This is a genomic window from Spirosoma rhododendri (assembly GCF_012849055.1).
GTDB lineage: Bacteria > Bacteroidota > Bacteroidia > Cytophagales > Spirosomataceae > Spirosoma > Spirosoma rhododendri.
This window is the reverse complement of sequence record NZ_CP051677.1, coordinates 1,620,626-1,646,706: the sequence shown is the minus strand read 5'-3', so window position 1 is coordinate 1,646,706 and position 26,081 is coordinate 1,620,626. Positions and strand designations below refer to the sequence as shown.

Genomic DNA, 26,081 nt, shown 5'->3' with positions numbered 1-26,081 from the left:
TCAACCTATCACCCGGCTTATTAAACAACTGGACTAGCCTTGGAATCCGTCTTTTCAACCTCAAAACGCAAACTACTGCTGGAAGTAGCCTGGGAAGTGTGTAACCAGGTCGGTGGTATTTACACGGTCATCCGGTCGAAAGTACCGGCGATGGTCGAAAAGTGGGACGACAATTATGTTGCGCTGGGGCCGTATTTTCCCCAGAAAGCAGCCGCCGAGTTTGAACCGATCGTTGATTCCGACGAAACCGAAATCGGGCAGACGGTCAGCAAGATGCGGCAGATGGGCTACCGGGTCGAGTATGGCTACTGGCTTATTACGGGTCGGCCACGCGTGGTGCTGTTCGACATCTACAGTATGCCGGTCGGTCAGCTCAACGAGATCAAAGGGCGGCTTTGGCGCGATCACAAGCTACCGACGCTCAACGTTGAAGACCTGGTCAACCAAACCATTATTTTCGGCGACATGGTGCGGCAGTTCATGACCATTCTGGCTGAAAACCACGCGCGTCGTGTCGATTTTGTGGCGCACTTCCACGAGTGGATGGCAAGCACCGGCCTGCCTGACCTGCGGAAAGACAACGTCAGAATTGCGACGATTTTCACGACCCACGCGACTATGCTGGGGCGGTACCTAGCTCAGAACGAAGCGGGCTTCTACGGCAAACTGCCTTTCTTCGACTGGCTGCGCGAAGCTCAGCACTACGGTATCGAAACGCAGGCCACCATCGAGCGGCTGGCGGCTTTGCAGGCCCACGTATTCACGACCGTCAGCGACGTGACGGCGCGGGAATGCGAGGTTTTTCTCGGCCGTAACCCCGATCTGGTACTCCCCAACGGCCTGAACGTTACGCGCTTTGCGGCTACGCACGAGTTTCAGAACCTGCACGTTCGCTATAAAGACAAGATCCATGAGTTTATCATGGGCCACTTCTTCCAGAGCTACTCCTTCGATCTCGACAAGACGCTCTACTTCTTCACGTCGGGCCGGTTCGAGTTTTCCAACAAAGGGTACGACCTGACGCTGGAGGCCCTCGCCCGGCTGAATTACCGCATGAAGCAGGAAGAGATGGACATGACGGTGGTGATGTTCCTCGTAACGCGCCAACCGTATACGTCTATCAACCCCGACGTGCTACACTCGCGGGCCCTGCTCGATGAGATTCACGAAACCTGCGAGAATATCGAGAAGCAGGTGGGCGAACGGCTCTTTCTGGCAGCTGCATCGCAGAACGACACCAAAATTCCTGACCTCAACTCGTTTATCGACGAATACTGGCGGCTGCGGCTCCGTCGAACGATTCAAAGCTGGAAGACAAAAACGCTGCCGCCTTTCGTGACCCACAATCTGGTGCAGGAAGACGACATGACGCGCTTTATCCGGCAGGCGAACCTCGTCAATAACGAAGCCGACCGGGTTAAGATCGTGTACCACCCCGATTTCATTGCGTCGACCAACCCACTGTTTGGCCTCGACTACAGTCAGTTTGTACGGGGTTGCCACCTGGGGGTATTCCCCAGCTATTACGAGCCGTGGGGCTACACCCCGCTGGAATGCGTGGTGCGGGGTATTCCGACCGTTACGAGCGACCAGTCGGGATTCGGTGATTTCATCATGCAGATCATGCGTGACTACGAAAACCGGGGTATTTACGTCGTGAACCGCCGGACCAACTCGTTCAACGAAGCCGCCGACGAGCTTGCTGACATGCTGTACCGGTTCGTACGGCTGAGTCAGCGCGACCGGATTCAACAGCGCAACCGGGTCGAAAACATCGCCGAAATATTCGACTGGCACAGCCTCCGTTCTTACTACGACACCGCGCACGATCTCGCGCTCAAGCGCAGAAAGTAGCGTGCAGTTCAAGGTTTAATGGTTAAGGTTCAACGTTCTGCCGAGACTAACCTTAAACCTTAACCATTAAACTTTAGACTAAACCATGATTCGCATTGGTATAATTAACGTGTCTGACCGGGCCAGCGCGGGGGTGTACGAAGACATCCCCGGCAAGGCCGTCGTCTCCTACCTGACCGACTGGCTCACCTGCGACTGGGAACCCGTGTACCGCGTCATTCCCGACGAGCAGGACCAGCTCGAAGCGACGATGATCGAATTGGCCGACACCGAAGGCTGCTGCCTCGTCGTGACGACAGGCGGCACCGGCCCGGCCCTCCGCGACGTTACACCCGAAGCGACCGAAGCCGTCTGCCAGAAGATGCTCCCCGGCTTCGGCGAATTAATGCGGCAGGAGAGCCTGAAATACGTCCCGACGGCAATTCTTTCCCGCCAAACGGCTGGCATCCGCAACCAGACCTTACTGCTGAATCTGCCTGGCAAACCTACGGCCATCGGCCAATGCCTGTCGGCGGTGTTTCCCGCTATCCCCTACTGCATCGACCTCATCAACGGACCTTTTATCACCACCGATGAGAGTAAGATGAATGTCTTCCGCCCGAAGAATTAACAGGCTGATATACCGCGCTAGATAGCGACAGCACAGACGTACATCGTCTCTTTAAAGTTACATGGTAAACGCGCCACCCACTGACTCGTGCGTATTGATGTAGTCAATGATAGCGTTGATGTCTTTTTCGCTCAGATTTGAGAAGCCGGGCATTACAACGGGAGCAAACTTTTTTACGATCGCACGGGCGTAAACGTCACCAGACCCAACTACCGCCGAAGGGTTCTTTATCCAGTCAACAAGCCACTGCTGACTGGGTACCCGCAAAGACACGCCCAGCAAACCGGGACCGACAAGAACCCCATCAGTCACCTCATGGCACTGCCCACAATTAGCGACGAACAGGTCTTTCCCTTTCAGTTGAACCGGCGTCAGCGATTGGCGTTTTGGTGATTCGACGGTGCGTATTGTCGATTGCTCAGCAATAGGGTCTGGGTTTTCATACTCGCTGTTGAGGTAAAACAAGCCAGTCAGGATCAATAGTACGCTGATGCCGACTAACCATATCAACCCGTTCAGTGCACTAATCAGTGGATTTATCTGCGTACGAATAACCATCATATTCTTAGGTCAGAAAGTTGATTATCAGTACACAATCTAAATCATATCAGGCGAAATAGCAATGCGCGCAGCCACTCGTTTCTAGCCGGGAAAGCTAATCTTTCCCATACTGACGGTCGGGACGCCTTCGCGGCTACCGAACGACGTAGTACTGCCCATAACACACTCGTTGGCGAGGACGGCGAAAAGCACAGCCTCTTTCGCATCGCCACTGATGCCCAGTTCGTCGGTGCGGCCAAACGTGCACTTCGGCAGTTGAGCGCGGATGGCGCGGGTCAGGGTTGGGTTGTGCATGCCGCCCCCACTCATATACACGGTGTAAGGCTCGCCGGGTTGCAGGACGCGCCGGATGGCTTGCGCGATGGTATCGGCGCTGAACTGAACGAGCGTCGCCATACGGTCGGCGGGGGAGATTGTTTGCGTTTGGCTGCGGGTCAGGGCGTTCTGTACGTAACCATCACCAAATACTTCGGGGCCAGTCGTTTTGGGAAAGGGGGCATCAAAAAAAGTATTGTCTTTCAGCGCCCACAGAAACGCTTCGTCGATCTGACCGCTGGCAGCCAGTTGTCCGTCGGCGTCGTAGGGCTGGTTCAGAAACTGGCGGGCACAGGCATCGAGCAGGGTGTTGCCCGGCCCCGTGTCGGTCGTAAATACCGCGCTGGCATCCTGATCGGCGGGCAGGTACGTGAAATTAGCGATACCGCCCATGTTGAGCAGGATACGGTTTTCACCCGCTTTTGAGAACATGAAATAATCGCCATACACGGCCAACGGTGCGCCTTCTCCACCCGCAGCTACGTGCTTCTGCCGAAAGTCGCTGAGCGTAATGATGCCGGTAGTTACGGCCACATGGTCGCCATCACCAATTTGCAGGGTCGCGTTCGGAAATTCAGCCCGGCCATGCTGTCGTTTTGGTGCATGGTACACTGTTTGCCCGTGACTGGCCAGCAGGTCGACCTCGTCGGGGCGCACGTTCCACCGACGCAGGCAATCGAGTACAAGCCGTCCGTGGAGTCGACCGATGTAGGGGTTGAGCAAACAAAGCGTCTCGAATTCGATTTGTTCTTTAGCGAAGATCGTGCGGATGTGGGCTTTCAGCTCGTCATCGTACGGTATGGTCGCAAACTGCTCCAGCGTCACCTGCGTGCCGGGGCCGCTACCCGAAATAGTACACAGAGCGACATCGAGGCCATCGAGCGACGTACCCGACATAAGCCCGACGATCCGCCGGGTTGGGCGTTGTGCCAGTTCGTACAGGTGTTGCAGGTGCAGGTTCATAAGCGCGGTATTTTGCAAAAGTAATTAATTGACTCACGGACCGGGGCCGACCCGGTGAATACAACCTATATGGATTTCTGGGGTGACGAGCAGTTCTCGTTTTTTGAAAGTGTTCTGTTTTCGGCACTCGGCCACCCAGTCGAGGTCATCGAAGCGCAGTTTTTAGCGGGTGGGGATATCAATACGGCAGCGCAGGTGTTTTCGTCGGAGGGCGTGTACTTCGTCAAGTGGAACCACGCTGATCAGATAGCCGATATGTTTGAAGCGGAAGCCAAAGGGCTAAATCTACTGCGACAGACGGATACGATGACTATTCCCGACGTTATTGGCTGCGGGCGGCATCAGGACAAATCGTATCTGGTGCTGAGTTACATCGACTCCGGCAAAATCAACGACGACTACTGGGAAACACTGGGACAGTCGCTGGCCGAAATTCATTCGCACACGCAACCCACATTCGGCCTATCGTTCAACAACTACATCGGCTCACTGCCGCAGAATAATCAGCCCACGGCAAACGGACTGGCCTTTTTCTTCGATCATCGACTCCTCCCGCAGGCGGGGATGGCGTTTTACAACGAACTGCTGTCGAAACCCGTCTACGAGTCGCTGTTACGGCTGCGCGACCGCCTGCCCGACCTGCTGCCAGCCGAACGCCCGGCCTTGCTGCACGGCGACTTGTGGTCAGGAAACGTGATGATTACCGAAGATGGTAAACCGGCACTGATCGACCCGGCGGTGTACTACGGTTTTCGCGAGGCCGATCTGGCGCACACCCGGCTGTTCGGCGGTTTCGACTCCCGCTTCTACGATGCTTACAACGAAGCGTTTCCACTCGACGCCGGTTTCGACGAGCGTGTTCCGATCTATAATCTGTACCCACTGCTGGTACACGTCAACCTGTTTGGGTCAGGTTATGTGAGTGGTGTTGAGCGCATATTGAAACCGTTTTAGGGGTAAATGGGGTTAGTAATGCCTATTGGGGTCACGAATCACGAACTGACTGGCTGATGAACAGTCGGTTACGGCCCTGCTTTCCACTATGGATATTACTTCCTTCGATCAATTTGAGTTAAATCGGCAGTTGCTCAACGCCGTGGCCGATCTTGGCTACACCGAACCGACGCCGATTCAGCAGAAAACCATCCCGATCAGTCTGGGCAACCACGACGTGCTCGGCATTGCGCAGACCGGTACGGGAAAAACGGCGGCTTATCTGTTGCCACTGCTGATGAAGATCAAGTACGCACAGGGCAAAAATCCGCGCGCCCTGATCCTGGCCCCCACCCGCGAACTGGCAATTCAAATCAGCAAAGCCGTTACGGAACTGGCCAAATATACCGACCTGCGGCACGTGGTGGCTTACGGTGGACTTGGTCCGAAAACGCAGATCGAAACGCTCCAACAGGGCGTCGACATGGTAGTGGCCACACCCGGCCGGTTTATGGATCTCTATCGGGCGGGTGAGCTGGTCACGAAAGACATCCGCACGCTGGTACTCGACGAAGCCGATAAAATGATGGATATGGGCTTCATGCCCCAGATCCGGGCCATTCTGGAAGTTATCCCGACAAAGCGGCAGAACCTGCTGTTTTCGGCCACGTTCGGCGGACGGGTCGAGCGGCTTTCGGGCGAGTTTCTGGAAGCACCCGTCAAGATCGAAGTGACCCCACAGGCATCGACGGCCGATATGGTCGATCAGGTGATCTACGAAGTCCCCAACTTCCGTACGAAGATCAATCTGCTGGAGCATCTGCTGACGCAGGACGATGCGCAGCGCGTCATTGTTTTTGCCCGAACAAAGACATCAGCCGAGAACATTTACAAGTTTCTGACGCGCAAGGTGTTTGAACCGAATCAGGTGCGGGTCATTCACGCCAACAAAGGCCAGAATACGCGTATCAATTCGATGGAGGCCTTCAAGGAAGGAAACGTCCGGGTACTCGTTGCGACCGACGTGGCTGCGCGGGGTATCGACGTTGCCGAGGTCAGTCACGTGATCAATTTCGACGTACCGCTGATCTACGAAGACTACGTACACCGGATTGGCCGGACAGGACGGGCTAACCGGACCGGGCGGGCAATCACGTTCGTCACGATGATGGAGAATTACCACGTCGAGAAGATCGAACGGATCATTCGCATGACGGTCCCGCGCCAACCCGTACCTGCCGAGGTGGAGATTACGGAAACTCCGTTTGATGAGGAGCAGGAAATGCTCCGTGCCGTCGACGAGCAGCGCCGGAAAGAAGACCCAACCTTCAAGGGGGCCTTTCACGAGAAGAAATTTAAAAACACGGCCGATGGGCGTGCCAGTCAGCTGGCAAAGGTGAAAGCCGCGAAAAAAGCCGCCAGTCGACCCAAGAGCGCACGGCCGGGTGGTCCCCGTCCAGCCGGTCCGAAACGGAGCAGTTCGCGCGGGGGCAAACGATAGGATGATTGGAGAAAAACAGCTAAACTTATAGCCCCAACGGCGGAAAATACGACTGCGCATACTGCCTGTCGGCCAATCTGCCCGCGTGATGGTACCGTAACACCTGGGGCTTATCAATCACCGGATGTACTAACCGGTATGCGAGTATCGTTCTAACCAGACAATGCGTTGCTTGACTGTTTGTATGAATGTTCGTAGGAATCGGGGACATTGGAGTCTGATCCTGGCACTGCTACCACTGGTTGCTGCGGCACAGCCGCGACAGCTGATGTCGTCGGCGCGCCCGGTTGCCGCTCATGCCGCCAGCCATACCGTCACGACAGCCGACTCAGACAATACCCGCTCTGAGTCGGTCGACATCAACACGCTCAACATCACGCCTTTATTTGGCGAACGGCCCAAATCCGCCGAGCAGATCGATCGTGAAATCCACTTCCTGAACGACTGCGATCAGAACTTTGCCAGCCGCGCCGAAGCCAGTGATTTTTTTGCCGCCCGCGGCTGGGATTACGTCGCCGATGGTCAGCTCGACACGGCGGCACACCGCTTCAATCTGGCGTGGCTGCTCAACGACCGGAACGCCGATGCGTATTGGGGGTTGGGCGTGGTTACCTACCAGAAAGAGAACCTGACCGAAGCGGCCCGTCTGCTGAAAAAAGGCATCGACGTTTCCAGCCCGAACATTGAGCTGATGGGTGATCTGGCTACGGTTGAAATCAAGCAATTCGAGAAAGACCACAACCGGGCTACGCTGGACGACGCCGAGCAACAGCTACAGCGTATCGTTACCCAAGACCCCAACCATGCTGCATCGTATCAGAAGCTGGCACTGGTAAGCTTTCTAAAAACCGATTACGACAAAGCCTGGGAGTACTTTCACCAGGCCCGTCAACTCGATATGTCGGTGCTTGATCTGAGTTTTCTCAATGAACTGATGACCAAACGGGCCGACCCCAAAGGAGTATTCAAATAGCCGTTTAGCTTACCCCTGATACGACAGCACCGGTACCCTTGAGATCATCTCTTCGGTACCGGTGCTGTTTCGTTTGCCTGACTCGTATCGTGAATTGGCTAGTTGTCGGCTTCCTCTTCTTCGATAACTTTTTCCTTACCGCGTTCGTAGGTAGCTTTCCCTTTCTCGTCCCATTCGGAGATCACGTACGGCTCAAAACCCGTGTCCCACTGATCGGCCCCGTACTGCGTAACTTTTTTGCGCATCCGGCGACCGCTGGGGCTGATTGGGTAAAACTCCGTCCACCGACCGATCTTGATACCGTTGTCGTACTTGCCTTCCTCCGCCAGAATTCCGTTTTCGTGGAATGCCATGTAGGTGCCTTTCACCTTGCCGTATTCCATCGGTACGATCTCGCGAATGGTATGATGCGTCGAATCGTAGTAGGATACCAGCGACTCCGCCGGGATGCCCCGTCGCCAGTGGGTTTTGTCGATCAGCATAAAGCGCGCGTCGTACCGCTCCCAGCGGCCATCTTTCATACCGGCATAGTAGTTACCCTCTTCAACCAGATCGCCGTTCTGAAACCGCTTGTAGGGGCCGTGCAGCAACAGGCCGCTGCCTTCGTCTTTCACGATAGCACTCGACACCCGCCCCGACCGCTGGTAGTAGCGGTATATGTCGCGGACGTACGCCAGTGGTTTTGCCGCATTATTGTCTTTCAATACGTAAAACTCTTCTACGATGGTACGGTCGCCACTGCCGATTTTGGTGTACGCTTTAATCATCGACAGGCCCTCATACTCTGTTTTCGAGAGTTTGGCTTTCGACTTTCGGCTCTCCTTCGCTTTTTTGAGTTGCTTCAGTTTTAACCCCAGATCAGCGACGCTGGCAACGTAGGCATCTTTCTGTTCGTTGAGCGACGACATGCTTGGCAACCCCAGCGTAGTCAGCGAGGCAGGGGATGAACTCTTACCCGATGCTTCGAGTACAGGCTTGGTAGCCGTGGTCAGCGAAGCGGGTTCGGTGGTCTGCGCCTTACCCATTGAGGCAAATCCCAGTAAAACGCCGACCAGTAAGTAGTTATGTACCAATGAGGTCATGATTACAGCGGCAATTGGTGCCCGAAGTTTAGTAGTTTTGCAACGCTCTCCGGAGCGTGATTATTTTGTTTACCCGCCTTGCCGACGGATTCGGTACAGATTAAGCATACAACTGTTGTGGAAAAACAAGCTCGCATCTACGTTGCCGGTCATCGGGGTATGGTTGGTTCGGCCATCGTCCGTAAACTGGAAGCCGACGGCCATGAACATATTATAACCCGTACGTCGTCAGAACTGGACCTGCGGAATCAGGAAGCGGTTGCTGCCTTCTTCGAGGCTGAGCGCCCGGATTACGTTTTCCTGGCGGCTGCCAAAGTAGGCGGCATTCTGGCCAATAACATCTATCGTGCCGAGTTTCTGTACGATAACCTGATGATCGAAACCAACATCATCCATAGCGCCTACAAAGCGGGCGTTACAAAACTGCTGTTTCTGGGTTCGTCGTGCATCTATCCGAAAATGGCTGAGCAGCCGCTCAAAGAAGAGTACTTGCTGAGTGGTTTTCTGGAGTCAACCAACGAGCCCTACGCCATCGCCAAAATTGCGGGCATCAAACTGTGCGAAGCGTATCGCAGTCAGTACGGTGCCAATTTTATCTCGGCCATGCCGACGAACCTCTACGGACCTAACGATAATTACAACCTGCAAGGTTCGCACGTGCTGCCCGCCCTGATCCGTAAGTTTCACGAAGCTAAGATCAACAACGAACCGACGGTCGAAGTATGGGGAACGGGCTCACCCCGCCGTGAGTTTCTCCACGCTGACGACCTAGCCGAAGCCTGCGTTTTTTTGATGAATTCGTACGACGGCGAACTGTTCGTCAACATCGGTACGGGGGAAGACGTGACTATCCGCGAACTGGCCGAGCTGGTGCAGAAAACCGTTGGCTACGAAGGCGAGCTGCGTTGGGATACCAGCAAACCCGACGGTACACCCCGCAAACTGATGGACGTCTCGCGCCTGCACAATCTGGGATGGCACCACAGCACCGAGCTAAGCGACGGGATTGAGCGCACTTATCAGGACTTCCTGGCGAATGAAGTCCTGTACGTAGAATAGATTTCAGGTTCTCGGTGTACGGTATACAGTTTTCGGGGGTCAACGCTGACCGTGCGCCGAGAACTGTATACCGTAATCGTATATAATCGACCGTCAGCCGATTTTCTTCGCTGGATTACCAAATACAGTAGCGTTGGCATCGACATTTTCGACAACGACCGATCCGGCACCGATGCGGGCGTTTTTACCGACTGTCACACCCGCCACAATAACGGCACCGCTACCGATAAACGCGCCCTCTTCAATCGTAACGCCACTGTTGACGATACAGCCGGGACCAACCTGAACGAAGTCGCCCAGTTTGGCCTGCGCATCAATCACGGCTCCCGCCAGAACCAGGCAGTGATGACCAATTTCAGCGTACGGGTTTACAACGGCGCGGGCGGCAATCAGATTACCGTGCCCGAGCGTTGCCAGTGCCGATACGAGGGCAGTATCGTGAATAGCGTTGACAGGCTGCACTTTCCGACGCTCATTGAGCATCTTCACCAGCCGCTTACGCACCCGGCCATCGCCAATAGCGACGAATCCTTCGCACTTCTGCCCGATCAACTTCAGGAAGCCATCATCGTCGGTATCACCCAGTACGGTAACATCTCCGTACTCTTTACCGTGTAACTCGGCTTTATCATCCAGCAGTCCGTAGACCACGACGTTGTTACGCTGAAACAGGTCGAGCGCGGTCAGTCCCAGACTGCCAGCGCCAAATATCAATACGGGATTTTCCATTCGTTTTGCCACTAAAGCTGATTATAACCGACTGATCGCAAGGACGAAAAGTTGGCAATTTGGTAACATCTCCATAAACTCCACATCATATTCAATCGGTAGCTTCGTCCATGAAATCAGGTACGCAGTTTCGCACTATTGTTCTTTCCGATGTCCACCTGGGCACCGCCGGTTCGAAGGCTAAAGAAGCCACCGAATTTCTGCGCAACTACTCCTGCCAGCGCCTTATTCTCAACGGCGACATTATCGACGGCTGGCAACTGAAACAGTATGGCACGTGGAAGAAAAAGCATACCGCCTTTTTTAAAACGGTTTTAAAGCAAATCGTTCGCTACGATACCAAAGTTATCTACCTGCGGGGCAACCACGACGATTTTCTGGATCAGGTAATGCCGCTACGAGTTGGCAAAAACTTCTCGATCCGGAAAGATTACATGCTTAATTCCGGGCACCGCCGGTTCTACGTTACCCACGGCGACGTGTTCGACTCGGTCACGTCGCACATGAAGTGGCTGGCTTACCTGGGCGATATCGGCTACACGTTTCTGTTGTGGATCAATAAGTTTTACAACCAATACCGGAGCTGGCAGGGGAAACCCTACTATTCACTGTCGCAGCAGATAAAATCACGGATCAAGAAGGCCGTCAGTTACATTTCCGATTACGAGCAGAAGCTGACCGAACTAGCCCGCGCCCGTGGCTGCGACGGGATCATCTGCGGACACATTCACCAACCCGCCATTCGTGAGTTCGACGGTATTCTGTACATGAACTCCGGTGACTGGGTCGAATCGCTGAGCGCACTGGTTGAAGATCATCAGGGCAACTGGAGCCTGCTCTACTACACCTCGGATTTGGCCCCCGATGAGGATAAAGCCGGGGAAAAAGAAATGGGCGGAATAACCCCCGTAACCAACGATACCCGTTCGCTTATCTCTTAACCTGTTTATCTTTACATACCAACCGGCAGCATTATGCGCGTATTATTCATTGTTCAGGGCGAAGGACGGGGGCATCTGACGCAGGCGTTATCGCTCGCCCAGCTCCTGAAATCGGCTGGTCATGAAGTGACGGGAGCGTTAGTCAGCGTAACCGAACAACGAAACGTCCCGGCCTTTTTCCGGGATGCGTTCGACGCACCGATTACGCCAATTTTCAGCCCCGGTTTGTTTTATAACCCTGCCTCAAACGCCCTACAGCCGACTAAAACGACGCTCTACGCCATCAGGCACATTGGTGGGCTATGGCGGAGCCTGCAACAGGTATACGACATCATCGAGCAGCAACGACCCGACGTGGTCATGAATTTTTTCGAGATGCTCGGCGGGCTGACCTACGGGTTGCTGCGGCCGTCGGTACCGATGGTGTGTGTAGCCCACCAGTACATGGCTTTTCACCCCAACTTTCAGCGGCCGAAAGGGCAGTGGCTATATCGTCTCGCGTTTAAGCTTAGCACGCATATAACCTGTTTTGGTGCGGAAGAAATGCTGGCGCTCTCGTTCGATCAGCAGCCCGACGCCCCGCAGCAGCGCGTACGCATTGTACCGCCCCTGCTACGGCAGGAAGTAACCCAGTTGAAACCCGTCTCGGGCGATTCATTGCTGGCCTATGTTACGCAACCGGGCTTACGCTGCGAAGTTGAGAAGGCCCACCAACAGCACCCGGCTATTCCAATCGACGGTTTCCACGCGCAGGCTACCGGCCCCGACCAGCCGGTCGATGAAACACTCACGTATCACGCGATCGATGGCAAGCGATTTCTGGAGTTTATGGCCCGCAGCCGGGCGGTCGTTACAACAGCTGGTTTTGAATCGGTGTGTGAAGCGGCTTATCTGGGCAAGCCGGTCCTGATGATTCCGCAACCGAACCATTACGAACAGGCCTGCAACGCTATCGATGGTCAGCGGGCGGGCGTGGGCGTGGCGTCAGATAAGTTCGACCTCGATCAGCTACTCGATTACCTTCCCAACTACGATGCTTCGCTCAGCGAGCGGTTCCGGGCCTGGCACGGTCGGGGTTATTTCCTGTTTCTGGCGGCACTCAACCGGGCTATTACGCCCCGCTCCCGCCCTACCAGCGGTTTCTTCATGACCCGCATGCGGCAACTCCTGCGGTCGTAACGTAGTTTGGGCCAGCCTCTTTGCAGTCGGTAGTGGCTTTGCCTACGGCAGCGAAGAGGCTGGTTGCGCCCACTACGACTGCGAGTACGGAAATTCCAACGGGTTTGGATACTGAAACGAGTAATCTGTTGCCAGAATGAGTTTTTCCGGGCTGATTACTTTGTACGTAAGGGGTTTTTCTGGTGCGACGAACGTAGGAAGATCGTACTCAAAATCAGTGCAGCTCCGGCGATATATGGCTTCTCGGGTTGGGTGCTCCGGTGCTACGGCGTTAAACGTTCCGTGCAGCTTTTTATCCATCACAGCGATCAGTAGCCCAATCACATCATCGCGGTGAATGTAGTTTACCGGCACAGCTCCCGTATCGACCGTTTTGCCAGCGACGTATTTTCCCGGGATCCGGCCGTAGCCCATTAGCCCCCCGCAACGCAGAATGGTAACCAACCGCTCCGGTGCCAACGTAAGCACCTTTTGCTCGGCCTCGACCAACGCTGGTGCGGCTGATTGATCGGGCGTGTGCACGTCATCTTCCACGCTTACCGCTACAGGCTCCGACCGTTCTGGATATACCGATGTCGAACTGATGTAGATTATGTGCCGGGCAGCCCCCCTGCGGATAGCATCGACCAGATAACCTACCTGCTGCGGATGGAAGGAGTCGCCCTGCTGACCGGCTTTGGGAGGAATATTGATGATGACCGTATCGGCAGTCAGCAACTCCGCAGGGTTCGTTGTGGGTGCCGGATCAAGCCTTAGCACCTTTGCGTCGATACCCTGATCGATCAATTGAGCGGCTTTTTCGGCTGTCGTTGTGCTACCTTTCACAACGTAGCCCCGCGCCAGCAACACTTCGGCCAACGGCAGGCCCAGCCATCCCAAGCCAATAATAGCAATCGATTTATCGTCTGTCATAGCATAAAGCCAAAGCTGATCGAGCGTACGTCAGGACCTTTCCCCACTTGAAATAGCGGATTTAGGTCGTATTTGACGAACAGACTCGTTCGTTGCAGGCCAATATGACCAACCAGCCCATAGCGCAGACTGTTCAGATAGAAGCTGTTGTGTTCCCGGCTTTTGTCGCCATTCTGCCGCTTTATTTTCGTGTAACTGTCCAGCCGGTACCCGACAAAGCCGCCCAGCCCGATGTGAAACGATTTACGACCCGATGCGCTGTAGAAACTCAACCTGGGCACAACAGGTACTTGCAGCGCAAAAGTCGTCAGTTTCGTTTTGTTTAACTGTTCGCTGTAAGGGGCCAGCACGACGCCTTCACTGCCTCGACTGGCAACGACATTATTATCGAACATGTAGTTGCTCCAGGCCGCTTCCACCCCATATTGCAGGCTTAGTTTGGCTCGTTTTCCATTGATAAGTGTTGGGCGCTGTCGAAAGGCGATGGCAATATAACGCGATCCGACCGGCCGTAGCTCGTACGGCCGTGCCGGGCTATAGCCCGGCACGGCCGTACGCGTGATCAGCGCGTTCAGCCCTAGCTGAATATCGACACCTCTGGCCCAGCTGTTACGATTCTTGCGATCTACATCTTTTTTGTAATCCCGACGGTTACGGGCAGAATCAGAACGCGTCGTGTCTGTATTATTGATGACGATCATTACGCCGTCTTTCCGGCGGGTAACAACGAGCAGTGTGTCTTTCAGGAACCGATCGCCATCACGACTGATTGCCGTCTGCCCGTTCGGTACGGAGTCCAGTTTCATACCCATTTCCCGCACAATCTTGTTCAGGTCGTAGTTGGAGAGCGCCTGAATACCGGCTTTGTCAGGTGCGTAGATAACCATACGGGTTCGGTTGGCGAAGCGAATCACCAGCGAGTCTGTCGGCTGAATAGCTCTGGCCCAGCTACTGACTCCACATATGGTCAACAAAAGCAATACTATGCTGAATCGGTTGCTCATTGTTTGGCGGGTTTATCTTTTTCCAGCTTTTGCCTGATGCCCTTGTAGGCCCGGCTCAACAGGCCACTTTCATCCGTCGGCCCCTCCTGACGTGCCACGTCATCATCCTGCTTCAGCCGTTTCACCTGACTCCAGAACGAGGCTTTTCCTTCCTTCGTCGGACTAGCCGCCAGCACCGGCATATTGTTGACAACCGAAGTAGCCGTTTGCCGGGCAGCTACCAGGGCCTCCGGTTCCTGAATGGTTACGATCAGCACCCGCTCGGCGGCTGGCTTCGATGCTACAGCGGTCTGTGGGACGGCTGCTATCACTGGCGTTGGGGTGGGTTTATCGATCATCATTTCGGCTGCCCTTTGCGATTGCTGCGCAGCCTTTGTTGCGAGGGCGGTGGCTACCAGCGGCTTCTGCTCCAGCGGAATCTGATTACGTTCGCTATTGGCACGAGCCGATGGTTTTCTTCCAGCCGCTTTCGGTTCTGCCGCCGGTTTATTATCGGCCAGTTGTGGCATCGTTTCTTCATTTACAGTCGAAACTACTGTCGGCTGTTTATCTGCTCCTGTCTCGCTTGTCCGTTGCTTTTTCTCGCTCACCGAAGCAGTCGGATTGTTGCCAATGGGATTAGTTGACCGATCGTTTGAATATAGCCAGCCAAACAGCAGGACGGCAGCCAGGCAGGCAGCAGCGGCCATCTGTACGGTTTGATTTCGCCAGAACACCACCCTCGTCTGCTCCTGACCGCCCTGCATACGCTGTTGTAAACGAGCAAAGCTATCCGATGAAGGAGGCCGTTCGAGCTTGCCCAGTTTGCGGGCAAACAAGTCGTCAAGATGATTTTTTTCGGAGTTGGGTTCCATGTTCGTTCGTTCGTTGTTCCTGTTCTGCTTTTAAAATGGTAGCCTGTAGAATGGCTCTGGCCCGGCTTAGCTGCGATTTCGACGTCCCCTCCGAAATACCCAGCAAATCGGCAATGTCAGCGTGGCTATAGCCTTCAATAGCGTATAGGTTGAAGACGGTTCGGTAGCCATCGGGTAGCTGATTGACCATGCGCAACAAATCGTTCTCGTGGATGGCGGAATCGGCCCATACATAATCTGGTTCGATTACGGCGTCTTCTATCGGTATTTCTTGCCGCCACTGCTTATTTTTCCGCAAAAACATCAATGATTCAGTAACCATCACCCGCCGAATCCAGCCCTCGAAGCTACCGTCTTCCCGAAACTGGTCGATTTTTTCAAAGACGCGCATGAAACCGTCGAGCATCACCTCCTCCGCGTCGTCGCGGTTAGCGCAGTAACGCATGCATACCCCCAGCATCCGACCCGAAAACCGTTCGTAAGCAACCTTATGCGCCCGGCTCTCACCGCGTCGTAGCGCGGCAATCAGCTGGGTTTCGGTCGTAAAAAACGGTATAAGTCGAAGCATGAGGTACCCTTATTTGCTAACAAGATGCAGCATTGCCATTGGCTGGTTGCACGGCCCTCCAAATTTTTTCACAAAAAAAGGGACTCTATGTCTAGAGTCCCGGCTGATACTTGATTCCGGCTACGTAGTGGAGCCAGATCACTCGTGATATTCGAAAGTTAATCGGCGCAATCAGCACCATGACCGGTGCTACAACGGCGGCATACACCCAGCCTTCCGGATCACCAGCCAGATAAAACAGCATAAAGCCGATTAGCAGTGCGATTCCCCCGGAAATGGCGTAGCTAACGTACATGGCGCCGACAAAATAACCCGGCTCAATCTCATACCGCAGGCCACAATGCGGGCAATGTTCATGCATATCATCGAAGCCGCGCGGAGAATAAAACGGCTTACAGAAGATCTTACCTTGCCTACATCGAGGACATAACCCGTTTAATACGGCCTGCAATTTCGATACGCTTTCCATGTTCGCGTTTGCTGTTGCGGTACCACATATACGCTACCGCCGTCACCAGTAAATAAGGCGCAGCAAGCAAGTAAATAATACCAATGTTCAGTTGCGAAGCTACCACACTCCGTCCATTGCTAACCGTGCTCTCGACCGTTCCCCGGCACATAGCACACTGCGCGAACAGATCCGTGTTTGCCATCATCAGCAACAATACTATCAATGCAACCGTCCAGCGTTTCATAAGTTTGTTGTTAGTGTATATAATAAGGTTTAATCATGAAATACACGACGACACCTGTAATGCTCACGTACAGCCATATTGGAAAAGCCCATTTGACTGCTTTCACGTGCCGCCCAAATTGTCCGCTCAGCGCGTAGTAAACAGCGCGCAGCACAAACCACACGACTACTACGGAAAGCACAATGTGTGATACGAGCAGAAAATAATAAACCGGCCTGACCCACCCCTGCCCCCCAAAGGACGTCGACTCGTTGGTGAGGTGATACAATACATAACTCACCAGAAAAATCGACCCCAGGGTAAAAGCTGCCAGCATCGTGCGCCGGTGAGCAACTACGTTGTTTTGCCGGATGAAGTATAACCCAAGCAATAGCAAAATCGCCGTTATCGAATTGATGACCGCATTCAGATGCGTAAGGTAAGTTGTCCAGCTACCCAGATCTACTTTTTGCCGAATACCTAACAGGATAGCAACAGCCACCGGAATCGCTATCGATAGCACATTTATCAGCCGATTTGCTTTCTGCTCCTGTATTGGCTGTAGTGTTTCCATGCGTGTGTTATAATTTACGATAAATGTCCAGTAAGACTCTGATTTCCAACACCAGACGGTCTACATCTTCTTTATCAGTGCCATCGTAAAAACCCCGAACGATACCATCCTTGTCTACTAAAACCAACTTTTCGCTATGGATAAAAGTTTCGTCTGGTTTGCCTGCTTTTACCCCTGCGTCAACGGTCGGCAGATAGTAGCCGGTCATTGCCAGATTATAGATATCCGCTTTCGATCCGGTCAGGAAATACCACTTCCCCGGTATAGCATCATGCTGCTCGGCATACGCCTTTAGTTCGGCGGGACGGTCGTGTTCAGGGTCGACCGAATACGAGATGAATTTTATATCGCCGTTGTCGCGAAATATATCCTGCACGCGCGAAAGCTGCGACGCTATCTTTGGGCAGATCGTGCCACAGCGAGTAAAGAAAAAATCTGCTACATAAATCTTCCCCTTAACAATCGACTGATCGACAGTTTTTCCATCCTGATCGATAAGCCGAAACGGCGGTATGTGCCTATACAGGGTATCGGTTATCACGCTGCCATCCGCCTGTGTCACAGGGCCCATCTTCGGCTCACTTCTGGCAGAATCTAGCTGAGGTAGATAGCGTGGAAGGGTGTAATGGTTCTGCGTAGCGAATCGCAGGAATAAATACAGCAAAGCCGGGACTACCAGCGTTGCAACTAGTATCCCGGCTTTAAGACGTTTTGACATGACAGTAATAATTCTAGTTCGGCATTGGTAACCGTCGATCAACGGCTCACATACCTATAACCAAAATTAACCTACCAGCGATCCACAAATATGGCTGCTCCTTCATTGAGCAGAGCAACTAATAACCAAACCACGAAGATTACTGGTACAGCAATCGCCCAGATAAGGCTTTTTACTTCATGGCGTAGGTGCATAAACTCACCGACAATGTAGAAGGCTTTTACCAACGTCATGATCACAAAGATCGACGTTCTGAAACCGCCCGGCTTCATAAAGTAGGCCAGCGTAAACTCAAACGCGGTGATTGCGGCCAGAATCCAGAACGTCCGCCAGATTATGCCCGTATTTGCGGCTGGAATCTCGTGTAGTTCCTCAGTAGCGTGCTCGTGCGATGCCATGTTAGTAGAAAAGTAAAGAGATTATACGAGATAGAAGAAAGTAAACACGAAGACCCAAACCAGATCAACAAAGTGCCAGTACAGACCTACTTTCTCAACCATTTCGTAATGGCCACGACGCTCATATAGACCTGTAGCTGCGCGGTAAAAAATCAGGATGTTCAATATCACACCGCTGAATACGTGCGTTCCGTGGAAACCTGTGATGAAGAAAAACAAGTCGGCGAATGCTGGTGGGCCATACTGGTTTTCTACAAGGTTGGCTCCGAAGATAGTCCGCTGAATGGTTTGGCCATTCACCAGTTCGCTTATCACTGTACCCGTCTCCGTACCGTGGATGAAGTGTGACCATTCCCAAGCCTGACTACCGAGAAAAGTAAAACCTCCCAGGATGGTCCACAGCATGTATTTCTCAACCTCTTTCCGATCCATACGGTGGCCTGCCTCTACGGCCAGTACCATCGTCACACTGCTGAAGATCAGAATAAACGTCATGATACCAACGAAGATCAGGGGCAGATCGATACCATGCAGAAACGGCACCGCGTTGTACACCTTCTCTGGTGTTGGCCAGTATTGGTTTGAGAATTGGAAGATCTCGCCGTCGACAGCGGGGTCCCACGCTGGGTAGCTATACCGGATCAGACCGTACGTAACCAGCAAAGCTGAGAACGTAAATGTGTCTGAAATCAGGAAGAACCACATCATGAGCTTACCATAGCTCGCTCTCATTGGTTCGACCCCACCCATCCAGGATTTCTTATCGAACACTGCGTCCGATTCGGTAGTCAGAGGTTCGTGGGTTGCGGTAGCCGCCATGCCTTTAAACGATTATCAATGAAAATAGACTAGAAAGAAAAACAAGTAAAGCCAAAGAATGTCCAGAAAATGCCAGTAAGCGGCCGCAATTTCGATCTGATTCAAGCTCTTGGCATGTACATTCATCCGAAACGAAGCCCACAACGCAAATATCAGAACGATTAACCCTGAAATCAGGTGGAAAGCATGTAATCCGGTAAAGACGTACATGAATGAACCTGCTGGATTACCGACAAAAAATACATTTTCGTTAACCAGCTCGACCCACCCCTGAAACTGCATGTACAGGAAAACCAGACCTAGCGCAAAAGTAATGCTTATTGCTGTTTTGAGGGCGGTGAATTTGTCTTTTTTTGCTGACACGTAGGCCCAGTGCATCGTTATACTACTCAGCAGCAAAACAACTGAACTGTATTTGAAAATAGCAGGAATATCATATTCCAGCCAGTTACCCTCCGCCCGACGCACTAGATAAGCACTGGTCATAGCGGCAAAAATCATAATAATGCTAACAATGAACAGCCACAATATAAACTTGCGGGGGTTCATCGATAGGGTTTCTTCTGGCTCTTCAGCGAGCGCTACTTCATTTACGTAATCGTTCATTAGTGCTACACTTTATCAAGTAAATACACAATCTGAACCACTGGCAGATAAATTAACGAGCCAAACATCATTTGCAGGGCCGCCTTGTCTGTACAGGTTCTCATTAAATGAAACGTCTGTGCTAAAAACAAGATTCCCCCAATCATCGCAACAAATGCAGAATGAATACCCGTCATCCCCAGCATGTAAGGCAACCAGCCGATCGGCACAAGAAATAGCGTATACAGCATGATTCTGAAAGCCGTATCGGCATCTTTGGCCTTGCCCGGCATCATCTGAATACCCGCTTTTTTGTACTCGTCGAACGCTAACCAGCCGATCGCCCAGAAATGGGGAAACTGCCAGAAGAACTGTATAGCGAACAGGATGCCCGGCGCCCAGCCAAATTGATTGGTAGCAGCTACCCAGCCGATCATTGGTGGGAATGCACCCGGCAATGCGCCAATGAATACGGCAATTTGCCCTTGCTTCTTCAGCGGTGTGTAAACGAATCCATACAACAACAATGAAAGCACAGCCAACGCGGCCGCCCGAACATTGAATACGTAGATGAACAAAAATACACTTAACGAAAATAGAAGAAATGATACCCAAGCAGCTTCAGCAACCGTCGCACGACCAGTCGGCAGCGGTCTGACCGCCGTTCGCTTCATAAACCGGTCAGAGTCTTTTTCTATGATCTGATTGATAATGTTTGCTGAACCTGTAATCGCAATCGATGCGATTACCAGCACAGCAATCTTCCACCAGAGAATTGTATCAGAAGCAAGACAATAGCCAAACACTCCGGAGAACACAACCGCTAACGTCAGCTTCAGTTTTATCAACTCGACGTATACCGCAAGCCGCTCCGCAACAAATTCTTTAACTAAAACAACTCGTTCCATTTAGCTGGATTGTAATGACAAGTTTCTGCTGACAACCGACGTATTGCGGCTGAATGTTAGCAGCACAATTACGAATTGAATACCCATTAGCATCACTGCCAGCAGTATGTGAATTGGCTGAGCAAAGGCAGGAACTGCAAAATAGCCCATGATGGCTCCAGTAGCGATTTCAATGCCCACCAGCGCTATCAATAATGTACTTGTGGTGTTGAGAGCGCCTATCTGCTCTGTCTTTCTCACCGCGCGGATGAGATAAATATGAGCCGCTAGAACAAGCAGTGAGTAAGACCGGTGCACATAAAACGGCCAGTTAAGATGACTTATCCAGCTTTCTCGCTGACCGTACCCAATTCGCTTTACCACCGCGTCCAAGTTATCGCGAACTTCCGTTCCCAACACAAGCTGGATAAACGTCAGCACCATCACCACGATTGCGATTGCACGGATATTGCGCTTCGCATGCTCACTTGTTGCTCCATTCAATGCCCAGCTTTCCCTGTTTGACCGCACCCATACAAACAATAGTGCGAAAACAACAAGTATAGCTAACACTAGATGCGCTGTGATTAAGAAAGGAGCTAGTTCGGTTGATACGACTCTTGAACCAAGCCAGCCGTTCGCTCCTATCAACAAGAACGCAGCCAGACTTCCCCAGAACAAAGTAGAGTTGCGTTTGATAAGCGAGACGGACGCTACCAATGTCGCAAAAACAAAGAAGCCTGACAAAACGCCAAGCAACCGGTTGATGTACTCTATCCAAGTCTTCGTCGCATTGAACACGACTTCCCCTTTCAACTTCGCGCCGTAGATTTCCTGATAGTTTGGCGGCAGCTGACTTATGTGCGTCGGCGGGATCCACTGACCAAAGCATTTGGGCCAATCAGGACAGCCCATCCCCGACCCAGTTCCCCTGACAATACCACCTGCTAGGACCAGCAGGTAAATGATAAGTACTGTCAGGAGAGCTAGTGTCCGGAAAAGATTACTGTCAGTGCGGTTGCTTGAACTGATCATTCAGATTCTGTGCTTCGATCTCTTTTTCCAGCGAGATCAATTCGTTCTCGTGAGGCAGATTCGACTCAAGCGTTTGCGAGTAAGGAACGTTCTGAGGAATGAAATCGTCCTTAGCACCTGGCTTGCTGTAATCGTATGGCCAGCGATATACAGCAGGGATTTCGCCAGGCCAGTTACCGTGTCCCGGAACGATAGGAGTAGTCCACTCCAGTGTGTTCGACTTCCACGGATTCTGCGTAGCACGGCGGCCACGTATCAGGCTATTCACGAAATTGTAAATGAACACCCACTGTGCAGCAAACGTAAAGATTGCCGCAAGGCTGATAAACGCGTTCATGTCAGCAAAGATATTCTTCGTGAAGTCGTAGCTGGTGAAAGCGTAGTAACGACGTGGGAAACCGGCGATACCTACATAGTGCATCGGGAAGAACACAAGGTAAATACCAATGAATGTCAGCCAGAAGTGCACATAGCCAAGTTTCTCGTCCATCATACGGCCAAACATTTTCGGGAACCAGTGGTAAACACCAGCCAGCAGACCGAAAGCGGAAGCAGCACCCATCACAAGGTGGAAGTGGGCTACGACGAAATAAGTATCGTGCAGTTGAATATCGAGTGCCGAGTTACCAAGGATGATACCCGTGAGTCCACCTGAGATGAAGAACGAAACCAGACCAATCGAGAATAGCATTGCCGGAGTGAACCGGATATTACCCCGCCACAGCGTTGTGATGTAGTTGAACGCTTTAACAGCTGATGGAACAGCAATGATCAGCGTCAGGAACATGAAGATAGAACCAAGGAATGGGTTCATACCCGACACAAACATGTGGTGCGCCCACACGATGAAGGCTAGAAAGGCAATACCCATCATCGACGCAATCATGGCGCGATAACCAAAAATCGGCTTGCGAGAGTTCGTAGCGATGATCTCAGACGTCATTCCCAAAGCTGGCAGCAGAACGATGTATACCTCTGGGTGACCCAGGAACCAGAACAGGTGTTGGAACAGAATCGGGCTACCACCTACGTTCGGCAGTGCTTCGCCATTTACGTAGATCTCAGACAAGTAAAAGCTTGTACCGAAGCTACGGTCGAAAATCAACAGCAGCGCAGCCGACAGAAGAACCGGGAACGAGATAAGACCTAGAACAGCCGTCAGAAAGAATGCCCAGATGGTGAGGGGCAACTTGCTGAACGACATACCGCGAGTACGCAGGTTGATGACCGTGGTAATGTAATTGATACCTCCCAAAAGCTGCGAAACAATGAACAGAGCCATGCTGCTCAACCACAGTGTCATTCCAAGCTCAGATCCCTTGTGTGCTTGTGGAAGCGCACTCAATGGTGGGTAAATTACCCAGCCACCGGCAGCAGGACCTGTTTCGATGAACAGCGATATGAGCATAACCATACTGGCAATGAAGAAGAACCAGTATGATAGCATGTTCAGAAAACCCGACGCCATATCACGCGCACCAACTTGAAGCGGAATGAGGAAGTTTGAGAACGTTCCGCTCAATCCTGCTGTCAGCACGAAGAATACCATGATGGTTCCGTGCATTGTAACCATCGCCAGATAGAAATCAGGGTCAAGTTTTCCAGTCTCATCAATCCATGTACCAAGAATCGGCCTCAGAAATCCCATCTTCATGTTGGGAAAACCCAGTTGAAGACGAAACATGACAGATAAGCTAATACCGATGATTGACCAGATGATGCCGGTAATCAGGTATTGCTTTGCAATTGTTTTGTGATCTTCAGAAAAAACGTATGTGCGCCAAAAACTCTGTGGCTCGTGATGTTCATGTACATCGACATGAGCCACAGTAGCATGTGAGTTAGCTTCTACAGTCGCCATAGTATTTGTTTTTAGAATAGGTTCAATATTATCGTACTGTTGCGGTGGCTGCTACGTTTATACCGCCTTGTTGTACAGATGCAGTCGTACTATCAGCCGGAGCAGCTCCGTCCAAGTATTTCGCTGCCTTCGCCTTTAAATTAGATGGGATGCGGGCAGCTAGTTCGGGCGTTACGGTGAGCAATGGCTTTTGCTCTTTGCACCATGCCTGCCACGTTGCTTCGTCTTCTACGATTAGACGAATACGCATGGAGAAGTGACCCCGACCGCAAACCTCAGTACAAGCAATCTCGTAACCGAAATTCGGGTTACCCGTGATGTTACGCATCTCATCAGTTGTTTTGTCAGCTGTGAATGCAAACCGGGTTGGCATACCAGGAACCGCATCCATCTTCACACGCATATGTGGGATAAATACACTGTGCAGTACGTCACGAGCGCGAATCTTCAATAGAATTGGCTTGTTTACTGGAATGTGCAGCTCAGTTGTACTAGTAAAGTCATCAAACGAAGCTTCATCCGTGTAATCAATACCAGTGTCGTTCGCGTTGTCGATCAACTTATAGTTATATGCACCAAGCTTATTATTGTCAACGCCTGGGTACCGAACGATCCAGTTGAACTGCTTTCCGACGATCTCAAACGTCTGCGCGTTCTCGGGAGCTTCTGCCATAATATCTCTCCATGCGCGCCATCCTGTAAAAACGAGGACTGCCATCACAACCGCAGGGATAACTGTCCAGATCAGCTCTAGCTTGTGGTTCTCCGGATAATATGCGGCTCTACGTCCTTCCTTATGCTGATACTTCCAGGCAAAAAAGAATAGAAGCGCATTTGTCGCAACGAAGGCAAACGTAATTACACCCATCGACAGCCAGAACAGGAAGTCCGTACGACGTCCGTGTGGTGAAGATGCTTCAGGTAAAAAGAACTGACGGGCGTACAAAAAGGACCAAACGAAACCAATTATACCTAAGACAAAGAAAATCAGAAAAAGTACGCCGTTGATCCGGTTGCTTGTTACTGAAAACTCGCCTTCAGCCGGTCCATTCGCATTCTTCACAACGGCTGACATCCGGGAAACGACCATCGCAGCCAGTCCCAAGAAGATCACCGATAAAATGGCGATTACGTAGATCATAGAAGTAATGAGTTATTAGTTGATATCGTGGTGCAGCGATTCTTCCAGCATTGGGTGATGCTTTGGAATCAGATTTGCCTTTTCCAATTGACTATACACAGACCAGACAAAACCCGACGCAAAAATCAAAATCATTCCGAACTCCATTGGGCCGAAACCAGCATGTGAACCGACTGTTCCGGGCATAATGTTTACATAAAAATCAAAGTAGTGGCCTATCACAATACTCCAGGCTGCAACCTTCAAAATTATGTTTGTCCGCTTTGACGCTGTTGTCATTAGAACAAGGAACGGAAAGACAAAATTCAGGAGAATGTTAATAAAGAATGGCGCTTTGTAAATACCACCGAACCCACTGAAAATCTCCCGATAGTGTATAGTTTCTTCTGGTAGGTTAGCGTAGTAGATCAGCATGAACTGAGCAAACCATACATAAGTCCAGAAGATGCTAAAGGCAAACATGAATTTGCCTAAATCATGTAGGTGGCTGGCAGTTACAACTTTCAACAGCCCCTGCTCTTTCAGCATAATTACGGTCAGCGTAATGATCGCCAAACCCGTCACGTGCCAGCTAGCCAGTGTGTACCAGCCAAACATTGTGCTAAACCAGTGTGTATCGATAGACATGACAAAATCCCAAGCAGATGTCGACGATGTCACAGCGAACACAACAAGGAAAATGACCCCAACGCGCAAGCTTTTGTAGTAATATTCCGTACCGCTTGAAAGATCCTCTTGTAGCGAGTAACCACGAATCATACGCCATAGCATGTACCATAGCACGAAATAAAGTGCGACACGGATGACGTAGAATGGGGTGTTCAGGAAGCCGTGCTTACCTGCAATAATGGGGTCGTACTCTGGACTTGCCTTGTCATACAGATCGGGATTAGTCCAGTGAAACAAATCGTGGCCAGCAAGGAAAAATACAGCCAGCACAACTATCCCCATGATTGGCAGATACGCTGGAAGTGCTTCGGGCACCCGCTTGAACGCTACCGACCACCCAGCTTGGGCCAGATAGTTGTAGGACATGAAAAACATGCCAATTACCGAAGCGCCAGTAAAATAAATGGCGTTCAACCAGACGTTAGCCCATAGTCTATTCGTCCATTTATAAGCATGGTGAGCTGCGCCTTCTGCATGCTCTGCACCAGCAGCTGCATGTGCTTCGTGTCCGCCACCTGAAGCAGCTAGGAAGCAACCCAAAGCGACCAGCACTAAGCCTGCGCCCAGTCCCATGAGTACCCGGCGTTTTGATTCAGCCGTAAATTCAAACTGTTCGTCGATAGACGGTATTGCGTGAGCCGATGCCATTCTAAGTAGATTTGCTGTTTTGCTTTATCTAGAC

Annotated in this window: 28 protein-coding genes; 8 read left to right on the top strand and 20 right to left on the bottom strand. The window is 51.9% G+C overall.

What is annotated here, in order from left to right:
• Nucleotides 1–39 precede the first annotated feature (39 nt).
• Together HH216_RS06690 and mog are read left to right on the top strand one after the other, a co-directional pair.
• Nucleotides 40–1,854, top strand: coding sequence for a glycosyltransferase (locus HH216_RS06690; RefSeq protein WP_169550086.1), 1,815 nt, complete (start codon nucleotides 40–42; stop codon nucleotides 1,852–1,854).
• A gap of 85 nt (nucleotides 1,855–1,939) precedes the next feature.
• Complete coding sequence (mog, locus tag HH216_RS06685) at nucleotides 1,940–2,464, top strand: molybdopterin adenylyltransferase (RefSeq protein WP_169550085.1); 525 nt, start codon at nucleotides 1,940–1,942, stop codon at nucleotides 2,462–2,464.
• Nucleotides 2,465–2,521: 57 nt separating this feature from the next.
• Here the strand turns inward: mog and HH216_RS06680 are convergent, their stop codons facing one another.
• On the bottom strand, nucleotides 2,522–3,025 hold the full coding sequence (locus HH216_RS06680) for a c-type cytochrome (protein WP_169550084.1): 504 nt from the start codon (nucleotides 3,023–3,025) through the stop codon (nucleotides 2,522–2,524).
• Nucleotides 3,026–3,106: 81 nt separating this feature from the next.
• Nucleotides 3,107–4,303, bottom strand: coding sequence for an anhydro-N-acetylmuramic acid kinase (locus HH216_RS06675; protein ID WP_169550083.1), 1,197 nt, complete (start codon nucleotides 4,301–4,303; stop codon nucleotides 3,107–3,109).
• A gap of 69 nt (nucleotides 4,304–4,372) precedes the next feature.
• On the opposite strand from HH216_RS06675, the gene HH216_RS06670 reads away from it, so the two are divergent.
• The 3 genes from HH216_RS06670 to HH216_RS06660 all read left to right on the top strand — a co-directional run bounded on the left by HH216_RS06670 (nucleotide 4,373) and on the right by HH216_RS06660 (nucleotide 7,710).
• Nucleotides 4,373–5,257 carry a fructosamine kinase family protein gene (locus HH216_RS06670; RefSeq protein ID WP_169553287.1) on the top strand — a complete coding sequence of 295 codons (885 nt, stop codon included), beginning with the start codon at nucleotides 4,373–4,375 and terminating at the stop codon, nucleotides 5,255–5,257.
• Nucleotides 5,258–5,345: 88 nt separating this feature from the next.
• Nucleotides 5,346–6,737 carry a DEAD/DEAH box helicase gene (locus HH216_RS06665; RefSeq protein WP_169550082.1) on the top strand — a complete coding sequence of 464 codons (1,392 nt, stop codon included), beginning with the start codon at nucleotides 5,346–5,348 and terminating at the stop codon, nucleotides 6,735–6,737.
• Between the two features lie 184 nt (nucleotides 6,738–6,921).
• Entirely contained in the window at nucleotides 6,922–7,710 is a 789-nt protein-coding gene (locus tag HH216_RS06660) for a tetratricopeptide repeat protein (protein WP_169550081.1), read from the top strand.
• A gap of 98 nt (nucleotides 7,711–7,808) precedes the next feature.
• Here HH216_RS06660 and HH216_RS06655 read toward each other — a convergent pair whose 3' ends face one another.
• Nucleotides 7,809–8,792, bottom strand: a complete 984-nt coding sequence (locus HH216_RS06655) for a toxin-antitoxin system YwqK family antitoxin (RefSeq protein WP_254448713.1) — start codon at nucleotides 8,790–8,792, stop codon at nucleotides 7,809–7,811.
• Between the two features lie 117 nt (nucleotides 8,793–8,909).
• On the opposite strand from HH216_RS06655, the gene fcl reads away from it, so the two are divergent.
• Nucleotides 8,910–9,851 carry a GDP-L-fucose synthase gene (gene fcl, locus HH216_RS06650; RefSeq protein ID WP_169550080.1) on the top strand — a complete coding sequence of 314 codons (942 nt, stop codon included), beginning with the start codon at nucleotides 8,910–8,912 and terminating at the stop codon, nucleotides 9,849–9,851.
• Nucleotides 9,852–9,944: 93 nt separating this feature from the next.
• Here the strand turns inward: fcl and HH216_RS06645 are convergent, their stop codons facing one another.
• Complete coding sequence (locus tag HH216_RS06645; RefSeq protein ID WP_169550079.1) at nucleotides 9,945–10,580, bottom strand: acetyltransferase; 636 nt, start codon at nucleotides 10,578–10,580, stop codon at nucleotides 9,945–9,947.
• Between the two features lie 110 nt (nucleotides 10,581–10,690).
• Between HH216_RS06645 and HH216_RS06640 the strand changes: the two genes are divergently transcribed.
• Complete coding sequence (locus HH216_RS06640) at nucleotides 10,691–11,521, top strand: UDP-2,3-diacylglucosamine diphosphatase (RefSeq protein WP_169550078.1); 831 nt, start codon at nucleotides 10,691–10,693, stop codon at nucleotides 11,519–11,521.
• A 33-nt stretch (nucleotides 11,522–11,554) separates the two neighbouring features.
• Nucleotides 11,555–12,700 (top strand): glycosyltransferase family protein, encoded by a 1,146-nt coding sequence (locus HH216_RS06635; protein WP_169550077.1) that lies wholly within the window; start codon nucleotides 11,555–11,557, stop codon nucleotides 12,698–12,700.
• A 72-nt stretch (nucleotides 12,701–12,772) separates the two neighbouring features.
• Here the strand turns inward: HH216_RS06635 and HH216_RS06630 are convergent, their stop codons facing one another.
• The 16 genes from HH216_RS06630 to HH216_RS06555 form a co-directional block, all read right to left on the bottom strand.
• On the bottom strand, nucleotides 12,773–13,612 hold the full coding sequence (locus tag HH216_RS06630) for an NAD(P)-binding domain-containing protein (RefSeq protein WP_169550076.1): 840 nt from the start codon (nucleotides 13,610–13,612) through the stop codon (nucleotides 12,773–12,775).
• Entirely contained in the window at nucleotides 13,609–14,499 is an 891-nt protein-coding gene (locus HH216_RS06625) for an outer membrane beta-barrel protein (protein WP_254448712.1), read from the bottom strand. Before HH216_RS06625 ends, HH216_RS06630 begins: the two co-directional genes overlap by 4 nt.
• Before the next feature lie 113 nt (nucleotides 14,500–14,612).
• A complete protein-coding gene (locus tag HH216_RS06620; RefSeq protein WP_169550074.1) occupies nucleotides 14,613–15,470 on the bottom strand; it encodes a hypothetical protein in 858 nt (285 codons plus the stop codon).
• Nucleotides 15,439–16,038 carry an RNA polymerase sigma factor gene (locus tag HH216_RS06615; RefSeq protein ID WP_169550073.1) on the bottom strand — a complete coding sequence of 200 codons (600 nt, stop codon included), beginning with the start codon at nucleotides 16,036–16,038 and terminating at the stop codon, nucleotides 15,439–15,441. The genes HH216_RS06620 and HH216_RS06615 overlap by 32 nt, the downstream gene beginning before the upstream one ends.
• A 91-nt stretch (nucleotides 16,039–16,129) precedes the next feature.
• On the bottom strand, nucleotides 16,130–16,399 hold the full coding sequence (locus HH216_RS06610; protein ID WP_254448711.1) for a DUF983 domain-containing protein: 270 nt from the start codon (nucleotides 16,397–16,399) through the stop codon (nucleotides 16,130–16,132).
• Nucleotides 16,400–16,451: 52 nt separating this feature from the next.
• Entirely contained in the window at nucleotides 16,452–16,733 is a 282-nt protein-coding gene (locus tag HH216_RS06605; protein ID WP_169550071.1) for a hypothetical protein, read from the bottom strand.
• A 10-nt stretch (nucleotides 16,734–16,743) separates the two neighbouring features.
• Complete coding sequence (locus HH216_RS06600) at nucleotides 16,744–17,286, bottom strand: DUF420 domain-containing protein (protein ID WP_169550070.1); 543 nt, start codon at nucleotides 17,284–17,286, stop codon at nucleotides 16,744–16,746.
• Nucleotides 17,287–17,293: 7 nt separating this feature from the next.
• Entirely contained in the window at nucleotides 17,294–18,004 is a 711-nt protein-coding gene (locus tag HH216_RS06595) for an SCO family protein (RefSeq protein ID WP_169550069.1), read from the bottom strand.
• Nucleotides 18,005–18,075: 71 nt separating this feature from the next.
• Nucleotides 18,076–18,402: a cytochrome C oxidase subunit IV family protein gene (locus tag HH216_RS06590; protein ID WP_169550068.1), complete on the bottom strand. Its 327-nt coding sequence runs from the start codon at nucleotides 18,400–18,402 to the stop codon at nucleotides 18,076–18,078.
• Nucleotides 18,403–18,423: 21 nt separating this feature from the next.
• Complete coding sequence (locus tag HH216_RS06585) at nucleotides 18,424–19,221, bottom strand: cytochrome c oxidase subunit 3 (RefSeq protein WP_169550067.1); 798 nt, start codon at nucleotides 19,219–19,221, stop codon at nucleotides 18,424–18,426.
• A 15-nt stretch (nucleotides 19,222–19,236) separates the two neighbouring features.
• A complete protein-coding gene (locus HH216_RS06580; protein WP_169550066.1) occupies nucleotides 19,237–19,827 on the bottom strand; it encodes a cytochrome c oxidase subunit 3 in 591 nt (196 codons plus the stop codon).
• Nucleotides 19,828–19,832: 5 nt separating this feature from the next.
• The gene (gene cyoE, locus HH216_RS06575; protein ID WP_169550065.1) at nucleotides 19,833–20,714 is read right to left on the bottom strand and encodes a heme o synthase; all 882 of its coding nucleotides are present in this window, start codon (nucleotides 20,712–20,714) and stop codon (nucleotides 19,833–19,835) included.
• The gene (locus tag HH216_RS06570) at nucleotides 20,715–21,728 is read right to left on the bottom strand and encodes a COX15/CtaA family protein (RefSeq protein ID WP_169550064.1); all 1,014 of its coding nucleotides are present in this window, start codon (nucleotides 21,726–21,728) and stop codon (nucleotides 20,715–20,717) included.
• Nucleotides 21,703–23,589, bottom strand: a complete 1,887-nt coding sequence (locus HH216_RS06565; protein WP_169550063.1) for a cytochrome c oxidase subunit I — start codon at nucleotides 23,587–23,589, stop codon at nucleotides 21,703–21,705. The genes HH216_RS06570 and HH216_RS06565 overlap by 26 nt, the downstream gene beginning before the upstream one ends.
• A 28-nt stretch (nucleotides 23,590–23,617) precedes the next feature.
• Nucleotides 23,618–24,730, bottom strand: coding sequence for a cytochrome c oxidase subunit II (locus HH216_RS06560; RefSeq protein ID WP_169550062.1), 1,113 nt, complete (start codon nucleotides 24,728–24,730; stop codon nucleotides 23,618–23,620).
• 15 nt (nucleotides 24,731–24,745) lie between these two features.
• On the bottom strand, nucleotides 24,746–26,047 hold the full coding sequence (locus HH216_RS06555; RefSeq protein WP_169550061.1) for a quinol:cytochrome C oxidoreductase: 1,302 nt from the start codon (nucleotides 26,045–26,047) through the stop codon (nucleotides 24,746–24,748).
• Nucleotides 26,048–26,081 lie beyond the last annotated feature (34 nt).

What these genes read in the sequence shown, in the direction of transcription:
- mog (WP_169550085.1), top strand. Translation starts at nt 1,940, where the DNA reads ATGATTCGCATTGGTATAATTAACGTGTCTGACCGGGCCAGCGCGGGG.
- HH216_RS06680 (WP_169550084.1), bottom strand. Translation starts at nt 3,025, where the DNA reads ATGATGGTTATTCGTACGCAGATAAATCCACTGATTAGTGCACTGAAC.
- HH216_RS06675 (WP_169550083.1), bottom strand. Translation starts at nt 4,303, where the DNA reads ATGAACCTGCACCTGCAACACCTGTACGAACTGGCACAACGCCCAACC.
- HH216_RS06670 (WP_169553287.1), top strand. Translation starts at nt 4,373, where the DNA reads ATGGATTTCTGGGGTGACGAGCAGTTCTCGTTTTTTGAAAGTGTTCTG.
- HH216_RS06665 (WP_169550082.1), top strand. Translation starts at nt 5,346, where the DNA reads ATGGATATTACTTCCTTCGATCAATTTGAGTTAAATCGGCAGTTGCTC.
- HH216_RS06660 (WP_169550081.1), top strand. Translation starts at nt 6,922, where the DNA reads ATGAATGTTCGTAGGAATCGGGGACATTGGAGTCTGATCCTGGCACTG.
- HH216_RS06655 (WP_254448713.1), bottom strand. Translation starts at nt 8,792, where the DNA reads ATGACCTCATTGGTACATAACTACTTACTGGTCGGCGTTTTACTGGGA.
- HH216_RS06645 (WP_169550079.1), bottom strand. Translation starts at nt 10,580, where the DNA reads ATGGAAAATCCCGTATTGATATTTGGCGCTGGCAGTCTGGGACTGACC.
- HH216_RS06640 (WP_169550078.1), top strand. Translation starts at nt 10,691, where the DNA reads ATGAAATCAGGTACGCAGTTTCGCACTATTGTTCTTTCCGATGTCCAC.
- HH216_RS06635 (WP_169550077.1), top strand. Translation starts at nt 11,555, where the DNA reads ATGCGCGTATTATTCATTGTTCAGGGCGAAGGACGGGGGCATCTGACG.
- HH216_RS06630 (WP_169550076.1), bottom strand. Translation starts at nt 13,612, where the DNA reads ATGACAGACGATAAATCGATTGCTATTATTGGCTTGGGATGGCTGGGC.
- HH216_RS06625 (WP_254448712.1), bottom strand. Translation starts at nt 14,499, where the DNA reads ATGGTTATCTACGCACCTGACAAAGCCGGTATTCAGGCGCTCTCCAAC.
- HH216_RS06620 (WP_169550074.1), bottom strand. Translation starts at nt 15,470, where the DNA reads ATGGAACCCAACTCCGAAAAAAATCATCTTGACGACTTGTTTGCCCGC.
- HH216_RS06615 (WP_169550073.1), bottom strand. Translation starts at nt 16,038, where the DNA reads ATGCTTCGACTTATACCGTTTTTTACGACCGAAACCCAGCTGATTGCC.
- HH216_RS06610 (WP_254448711.1), bottom strand. Translation starts at nt 16,399, where the DNA reads ATGCATGAACATTGCCCGCATTGTGGCCTGCGGTATGAGATTGAGCCG.
- HH216_RS06605 (WP_169550071.1), bottom strand. Translation starts at nt 16,733, where the DNA reads ATGAAACGCTGGACGGTTGCATTGATAGTATTGTTGCTGATGATGGCA.
- HH216_RS06600 (WP_169550070.1), bottom strand. Translation starts at nt 17,286, where the DNA reads ATGGAAACACTACAGCCAATACAGGAGCAGAAAGCAAATCGGCTGATA.
- HH216_RS06595 (WP_169550069.1), bottom strand. Translation starts at nt 18,004, where the DNA reads ATGTCAAAACGTCTTAAAGCCGGGATACTAGTTGCAACGCTGGTAGTC.
- HH216_RS06590 (WP_169550068.1), bottom strand. Translation starts at nt 18,402, where the DNA reads ATGGCATCGCACGAGCACGCTACTGAGGAACTACACGAGATTCCAGCC.
- HH216_RS06585 (WP_169550067.1), bottom strand. Translation starts at nt 19,221, where the DNA reads ATGGCGGCTACCGCAACCCACGAACCTCTGACTACCGAATCGGACGCA.
- HH216_RS06580 (WP_169550066.1), bottom strand. Translation starts at nt 19,827, where the DNA reads ATGAACGATTACGTAAATGAAGTAGCGCTCGCTGAAGAGCCAGAAGAA.
- cyoE (WP_169550065.1), bottom strand. Translation starts at nt 20,714, where the DNA reads ATGGAACGAGTTGTTTTAGTTAAAGAATTTGTTGCGGAGCGGCTTGCG.
- HH216_RS06570 (WP_169550064.1), bottom strand. Translation starts at nt 21,728, where the DNA reads ATGATCAGTTCAAGCAACCGCACTGACAGTAATCTTTTCCGGACACTA.
- HH216_RS06565 (WP_169550063.1), bottom strand. Translation starts at nt 23,589, where the DNA reads ATGGCGACTGTAGAAGCTAACTCACATGCTACTGTGGCTCATGTCGAT.
- HH216_RS06560 (WP_169550062.1), bottom strand. Translation starts at nt 24,730, where the DNA reads ATGATCTACGTAATCGCCATTTTATCGGTGATCTTCTTGGGACTGGCT.
- HH216_RS06555 (WP_169550061.1), bottom strand. Translation starts at nt 26,047, where the DNA reads ATGGCATCGGCTCACGCAATACCGTCTATCGACGAACAGTTTGAATTT.